Origin of the sequence: Anaerosalibacter massiliensis, assembly GCF_024623155.1 — a bacterium.
Lineage (GTDB): Bacteria > Bacillota > Clostridia > Tissierellales > Sporanaerobacteraceae > Anaerosalibacter > Anaerosalibacter massiliensis.
The window spans coordinates 1-5,851 of sequence record NZ_JANJZL010000028.1 but is presented as its reverse complement, the minus strand read 5'-3'; the positions used below and the strand labels follow the sequence as shown (position 1 = coordinate 5,851).

8 protein-coding genes are annotated in these 5,851 nt (G+C 33.0%); all 8 read left to right on the top strand.

All coding sequences use genetic code 11. The features are described from left to right. Positions 1-863, top strand: an 863-nt coding sequence (locus tag NSA23_RS16370; protein ID WP_257490792.1) for a methylmalonyl-CoA mutase family protein, incomplete at its 5' end; no start/stop codon positions are given. 12 nt (positions 864-875) lie between these two features. Continuing rightward, complete coding sequence (locus tag NSA23_RS16365; protein ID WP_042678568.1) at positions 876-1,271, top strand: cobalamin B12-binding domain-containing protein; 396 nt, start codon at positions 876-878, stop codon at positions 1,269-1,271. An 18-nt stretch (positions 1,272-1,289) separates the two neighbouring features. Then, on the top strand, positions 1,290-2,219 hold the full coding sequence (gene meaB, locus NSA23_RS16360; protein ID WP_042678569.1) for a methylmalonyl Co-A mutase-associated GTPase MeaB: 930 nt from the start codon (positions 1,290-1,292) through the stop codon (positions 2,217-2,219). 19 nt (positions 2,220-2,238) lie between these two features. Next, on the top strand, positions 2,239-2,640 hold the full coding sequence (mce, locus tag NSA23_RS16355; protein WP_042678570.1) for a methylmalonyl-CoA epimerase: 402 nt from the start codon (positions 2,239-2,241) through the stop codon (positions 2,638-2,640). Between the two features lie 19 nt (positions 2,641-2,659). Next, positions 2,660-4,204 (top strand): acyl-CoA carboxylase subunit beta, encoded by a 1,545-nt coding sequence (locus NSA23_RS16350; RefSeq protein WP_042678571.1) that lies wholly within the window; start codon positions 2,660-2,662, stop codon positions 4,202-4,204. A 14-nt stretch (positions 4,205-4,218) separates the two neighbouring features. Further along, positions 4,219-4,587 carry an OadG family protein gene (locus tag NSA23_RS16345; RefSeq protein ID WP_050069667.1) on the top strand — a complete coding sequence of 123 codons (369 nt, stop codon included), beginning with the start codon at positions 4,219-4,221 and terminating at the stop codon, positions 4,585-4,587. Positions 4,588-4,598: 11 nt separating this feature from the next. After that, on the top strand, positions 4,599-4,991 hold the full coding sequence (locus tag NSA23_RS16340) for a biotin/lipoyl-containing protein (protein WP_042678572.1): 393 nt from the start codon (positions 4,599-4,601) through the stop codon (positions 4,989-4,991). 39 nt (positions 4,992-5,030) lie between these two features. Further along, a partial coding sequence (locus NSA23_RS16335; protein WP_257490791.1) for a sodium ion-translocating decarboxylase subunit beta occupies positions 5,031-5,851 on the top strand: 821 nt, incomplete at its 3' end.

Sequence of the window (5,851 nt, the reverse complement as noted above, 5' to 3'; positions counted from 1 at the left end):
CAGGATTAGATGTAGATGATTTTGCACCTAGACTTTCATTTTTCTTCAATGCTCATAACAATTTATTGGAGGAGATAGCTAAATATAGAGCGGCAAGAAGGATTTGGGCTAAGATAATGAAAAATAGATTCAAAGCTAAAAATGAAAAATCCATGAAACTTAAATTCCATACACAAACAGCAGGATGTACATTAACAGCTCAACAACCAGATAACAACATAATAAGAGTAACTGTTCAAGCATTGGCAGCAGTTCTTGGAGGAACTCAATCTCTACATACTAATTCTAGAGATGAGGCATTAGCCTTACCAAGTGAAGAATCTGTAAGAATTGCCCTTAGAACTCAACAAGTCTTGGCTTATGAAAGTGGAGTTACTGAAACTATAGATCCATTAGCAGGTTCCTATTATATAGAATCTTTAACAGATCAAATAGAAGAAGAAGCTATGAAATATATTGAAAAAATAGATGAATTAGGAGGAATGCCACAAGCAGTAGAAAAAGGTTATGTACAAAAAGAAATACAAAATAGCTCTTATAAATATCAAATGGAAGTAGAATCAAATGAAAGAATAGTAGTTGGGGTAAATAAATTCCAAACAGAGGAAAAACATCATGAAGATATATTAAAAGTTGATCCTGAAGTAGAAAGACTCCAAAAGGAAAAAATAAATAAATTGAAATCTACAAGAAATAATGATGAAGTTAAGAAAAATTTAGCAAATCTAAAGAAGTTAGCAAAAACAGATGAAAATCTAATGCCATATATATTATCAGCAGTTAAATCCTATGCTACATTAGGAGAGATATGTGATGTTTTAAGATCTGTATTTGGTGAATATGAACAATCTGTAATTTTATAGGGAGGGACTAAAATGGATATGCCAATTAGAGTATTAGTAGCAAAACCTGGACTTGATGGACATGATAGAGGAGCAAAAGTTATAGCAAGATCCTTAAGAGATGCAGGAATGGAAGTTATATATACAGGACTTAGGCAAACTCCTGAGCAAATAGTAGCTGCAGCTATACAAGAAGACGTAGATGTTGTTGCCATGAGTATTTTGTCTGGAGCACATAACCATCTATTCCCCAAAGTAGTCAATCTTCTTAAAGAACAAGGAGCAGATGATATATTAATAATAGGTGGAGGGGTTATACCAGAAGATGATATACCAGAATTAAAAAAATCTGGAGTTAAAGCAATATTTACGCCAGGTACCTCTACTAAAGATGTAGTTAAATATATAGAGAATCATATAAAAAGATAGTATAGGTGGTGCTTTAAATTGAATTTAGAAGAAAGATTGCTTCATGGAGACAAAAGAGCTTGTGCTAGAGTCATAACTATAATGGAGAATAATCAAAAAAAGGCTTTTGAAATCATAAGAAATAACTATCATAAAACTGGTAATGCCTATGTTATAGGAATTACTGGACCACCTGGTAGTGGAAAAAGTACTCTTACTGACAGACTTACAAGAGAGCTTTTAAACAGAGGAAAAAAAGTAGGAATTATAGCTATAGATCCTACTAGCCCTTTTACCGGTGGTGCAATACTTGGAGATAGGATTAGAATGAATGATTTATCTTTAAATGAAAATGTATTTATTAGAAGTATGGGGACTAGAGGTTCATTAGGAGGACTTTCTAAAGCTGCTCAAGGTGCAATAAAGGTTTTAGATATTTATGGTGTAGACTATATTTTCGTAGAAACAGTAGGGGTAGGTCAATCAGAAATAGATATAGTCAAAGCAGCAGATACAGTACTTATGGTTATGGTCCCTAATTTAGGTGACGATATACAAGCTATAAAAGCAGGAATAATGGAAATAGCTGATATATTTGCTATAAATAAATCAGATATAGATGGAGCAGATAAAACTCAAGTTGAAATTGAAATGAATCTAGATTTAAACCAAGGAGAAGATTATAGACCACCAGTTTTAAAAGTATCGGCAAGGAAAAATGAAGGTATTGGAAGTTTAGTAGATGAGATAGTTGGACATAGAGAATATTTAGAAGAAACAGGGGAGCTAAAAAAGAGAAGGAAACGTAATACAAAGATGGAAATACTAAATCTTGTGGAAGAAGAACTTATGGAGATAATATTTTCAAAAATGAAAAAAGAATCTAGTTTTGATGCAATAATAGATAATGTTGTCTCTAGAAAGCTAGATCCATATACTGCTAGAGACAATATAATTAAATTAATTTAATTATAAGGAGGTTAGAAATATGGTGGAAAAAGTAGATCATATTGGCATAGCTGTTAAAGATTTAGAAAAGGCTCTAAAGTTTTATGAAGAAATGTTAGGATTAAAATGTGAGGGGACGGAAGTAGTAGAAGAACAAAAAGTGAAAGTGGCATTCCTTCCCATGGGAGATACGGAAGTAGAATTACTTGAGTCCACAGAACCTAACGGTCCAATAGCAAAGTATATAGAAAAAAGAGGTGAGGGCATACAACATATAGCTTATAGAGTTGATAATATAGAAAAAGCAATAGAAGAAATGAAGGAAAAAGGTATAAGGATGATTGATGAAAAACCTCGCTATGGAGCAGGAGGAGCTAAAATTGCATTTGCACATCCAAAGGATACCTATGGTGTTTTAATAGAACTATGTGAAAGGGATTAATGCAAAAAGGAGGCTAAAAATGGATAGTAAACTTGAAAGACTTGTAAAGACAAAGGAAAAGATAAAGCTTGGTGGTGGAGAAAAGAGAATAAAAAAACAGCATGAAAAAGGAAAACATACAGCAAGGGAAAGAATAGATATGTTACTTGATGAAGACAGTTTTGTTGAAATAGATGCATTTGTTAAACATAGATGTAATAATTTTGGAATGGAGAAAGTAGAAACACCTGGTGAAGGGGTGGTAACTGGTTATGGAACTGTAGACGGAAGATTAGTATTTGTATATGCTCAAGATTTTACAGTACTAGGTGGTTCTCTTGGAGAAATGCATGCAGCAAAAATATGTAAGGTTCAAGAAATGGCAATTAAGATGGGAGCACCAATTGTAGGATTCAATGACTCTGGAGGAGCTAGAATTCAAGAAGGTGTAGATGCACTATCAGGCTATGGAAAAATATTTTATAGAAATACTAAAGCTTCAGGAGTAATACCTCAAATAACTGCTATCATGGGTCCTTCAGCTGGCGGAGCCGTTTATTCCCCTGCTATTACAGATTTTATATTCATGGTAGAAAAAACTAGTATGATGTTTATTACTGGTCCACAAGTAATAAAGACAGTAACAGGAGAGGAGGTAAGTCAAGAAGAACTAGGAGGAGCTATGACTCACAATAGAACTAGTGGAGTAGCTCATTTTGTAGACAGTAGTGAAGAAGAGTGTATTGAAAGAATAAAAAAACTTTTAAGTTTCTTACCTTCTAATAATTTAGAAGATCCACCATATGTGGAAACAGAAGATGACATAAATAGAATAGAGGATAAATTAAATGAAATAGTACCAGAAAATCCAAATAAACCTTATGATATGAAAGAAATAATAACTACTATAGCAGACGACGGAGATTTTTTTGAAGTGCAACCATATTTTGCTCAAAATATTATTACAGGATATATGAGAATCAATGGAAAGACTGTAGGGGTTATAGCTAATCAACCAAAAATACTAGCAGGTTGTCTTGATATAAATGCTTCAGATAAGGCAGGAAGATTTATAAGGACTTGCGATGCTTATAATATACCATTATTAAATTTAGTAGATGTACCTGGATTTTTACCTGGAACTGAACAAGAATATGGTGGAATTATAAGACATGGTGCTAAAATGCTCTATGCTTATAGCGAAGCTACAGTACCAAAGGTAACAGTAATAATAAGGAAAGCCTATGGCGGAGCCTATATAGCTATGTGCAATAAAGAACTAGGTGCAGATCAAGTATTTGCATGGCCAAATGCTGAAATAGCTGTTATGGGACCAGATGGAGCAGCAAATATAATATTTAAACATGAAATAAAAGATTCAGAAGATCCAGTAGAAACAAGGGCAGAAAAAATAGAAGAATATAGAGATACAGTAGCAAATCCATATATTGCAGCAGGTCATGGATATGTAGATGATGTAATAATACCAAGTACTACAAGACAAAGATTGGCATCTGCTTTTGATATGCTTCAAAGTAAAAGGGAAACAAATCCAGCTAAGAAACATGGAAATATTCCCCTATAAAGAGGTGATTTGAATTGTTAGGTAACAAAGTAACTATGGGACAAAGTTTAATGGTTACTGTTTTTAGTATGGTAATAGTATTTTTAGCTTTGCTTATAATATCTTATTTAATTAAAGGTCTTCAAAATTTTTCACAAAAAGATAAGAAAAAAAGTAAAGAAACTATTGAAAATATTGATTTAGTAAATAGTGAAAAAGGAGTGGAAAAAGCTGAAGAGTCCTTAAATGATGAAGAATTAGTTGCAGTGATAGCGGCAGCTGTTGCGGCTAGTATAGGTGTAGATGTATCTAATGTGAAAATAAAAAGTATCAAAAGAGTTTCTCAAAACACTCCAATTTGGTCAAAGGTAGGAAGGGAAGAACAAATATTTAATAGATTATAGGAGGTTTGAAAATGAAAAATTATTTAATAAGGGTTAATGGAAATGAATATGAAGTGGAAGTAGAAGAAATATCTAATAGTAAAAATAATAGTGCAGCATCTTCTAAAATAGTAGAAGCGCCAAAACCAAACCCAGCACCAAAAGCAGCGCCAAAGCCACAACCTAAACAAGAAGTAAATATTCCACAAGGAGCGGAATCTATAGAAGCTCCTATGCCTGGAACTATACTTAGTATAAATGTAAATGAAGGAGATGAAGTAAAAGCTGGTGAAGTACTGTTAATTCTTGAAGCTATGAAAATGGAAAATGAAATACTATCTCCAAGAGATGGAAAAGTGGCAGCTATGCATACGGAAAAAGGAGCATCAGTAAGTACAGGAGATAAATTAGTATCTATTGAATAACTTCTGGAACAAATTCATTGGGAAAGGAAGGTATATTAAATGCTACTGGAAATATTGAAAGAATTTCTATTGAGTACAGGATTTGCTGCCATAACTTTTAAAGAAATAATAATGATGATTATATCGTTTATACTACTTTACTTAGCTATAAAGAAAGAATATGAACCCTTATTGTTAGTACCAATAGCTTTTGGAATGCTCCTTACAAATCTTCCTTTAGGAGGATTAATGGAATCACCTAAAGATGGTCAGTTAGGAGGACTATTGTATTATCTATATCAAGGAGTAGAACTTGGAATATATCCTCCCCTTATTTTTTTAGGTGTAGGAGCTATGACAGATTTTGGACCACTTATTGCAAATCCTAAAAGCATATTATTAGGGGCGGCAGCCCAGTTTGGAATATTTATAACCTTTATAGGAGCTATAGCTTTAAAATTTACAGGACCAGAATCAGCAAGTATTGGAATAATTGGAGGAGCCGATGGACCTACAGCTCTTTATTTAACTAGCAGACTTGCTCCTCATTTATTAGGACCAATAGCAGTTGCAGCATATTCTTATATGGCATTAGTACCTATTATTCAGCCTCCTATAATGAAGGCTTTAACTACAGAAGAAGAAAGAAAAATAGTTATGGAACAATTAAGACCCGTATCAAAGAAAGAAAAAATAATATTTCCAATATTAGTAACAGTATTTGTAGTACTACTTCTTCCATCAGCAGCACCTCTTATTGGAATGTTAATGATGGGGAATTTATTTAGAGAATCTGGAGTAGTAGAAAGGCTTTCACAAACAGCACAAAATGAACTTGTAAATATAATAACTATATTCTTAGGAGTTACAGTAGGAGCTAC